The 1,215-nt window shown below is 66.7% G+C and carries 2 protein-coding genes; both read left to right on the top strand.

Annotation, left to right across the window (positions count from 1 at the left end; genetic code table 11):
* The first annotated feature begins 10 nt into the window (after positions 1 to 10).
* On the top strand, positions 11 to 409 hold the full coding sequence (locus ACHFIV_RS22045; protein ID WP_015576694.1) for an ectoine synthase: 399 nt from the start codon (positions 11 to 13) through the stop codon (positions 407 to 409).
* A gap of 3 nt (positions 410 to 412) precedes the next feature.
* Positions 413 to 1,215 (top strand): ectoine hydroxylase (thpD, locus tag ACHFIV_RS22050; RefSeq protein ID WP_398971704.1); only part of this gene is annotated, 803 nt, incomplete at its 3' end.

Here is a 1,215-nt window from a genome sequence, read left to right on the forward strand (position 1 = left end):
CCACCCCACCGTGATCGTCCGATCTTTCAGTGACATCGAGAACACCGACCGGCACGTCAGGTCCGCTTCAGGTACCTGGGAGAGCAAGCGCATCGTGCTCGCCAAGGAGAAGGTGGGCTTCTCGCTCCACGAGACCGTGCTGTACGCGGGCACGGAGACGTCGATGTGGTACGCCAACCACATCGAGGCCGTGCTGTGCACCGAGGGCGAGGCCGAGCTCACCAACGACGAGACCGGCGAGAAGCACTGGATCACCCCCGGCACGATGTACCTGCTGGACGGGCACGAGCACCACACGCTGCGGCCCAAGACCGACTTCCGCTGCGTGTGCGTCTTCAATCCCCCCGTCACCGGACGGGAGGACCATGACGAGAACGGTGTATACCCGCTGCTGACAGAGGAGGGCTGAACCATGACCACCGATGTGGACGTACGCGCCGACCTGTACCCCTCGCGCGGCGCCGCCGAGATGACCACTCCCCGCCAGGACCCGGTCATCTGGTCCGCGCCGGGCGCCCCGGGACCGATCGCCGCGAAGGACCTCCAGTCCTTCGAACACGACGGGTTCCTCGCCATCGACCAGCTCATCACCCCCGACGAGGTGGCCGTCTACCGCGCGGAACTGGACCGGCTCGTCGACGACCCGCGGGTCCGCGCCGACGAACGCTCGATCATCGAGCCGAAGTCGCAGAGCGTGCGCTCCGTCTTCGAGGTCCACAAACTCAGCGAGGTCTTCGCCGGCCTGGTCCGCGACGAGCGCGTGGTGGGCCGCGCCCGCCAGATCCTCGGCTCCGACGTGTACGTCCACCAGTCCCGGATCAACGTCAAACCCGGCTTCGGCGCCTCCGGCTTCTACTGGCACTCCGACTTCGAGACCTGGCACGCCGAGGACGGACTGCCCCGCATGCGGACCGTGTCCGTCTCGATCGCGCTGACCGAGAACTTCGACACCAACGGCGGGCTGATGATCATGCCCGGGTCCCACAAGTCGTTCGTCGGCTGCGCGGGCGAGACCCCGAAGGACAACTACAAGAAGTCCCTCCAGATGCAGGACGCCGGCATCCCCTCCGACGAGGCGCTGACGAAGATGGCCGACCGCCACGGCATCAAGCTCTTCACCGGCAAGGCCGGCTCGGCGACCTGGTTCGACTGCAACGCCATGCACGGCTCCGGGGACAACATCACCCCCTACGCCCGCAGCAACGTCTTCATCGT

Origin of the sequence: Streptomyces sp. ALB3 (genome assembly GCF_044385685.1) — a bacterium.
Classification (GTDB): Bacteria; Actinomycetota; Actinomycetes; order Streptomycetales; family Streptomycetaceae; genus Streptomyces.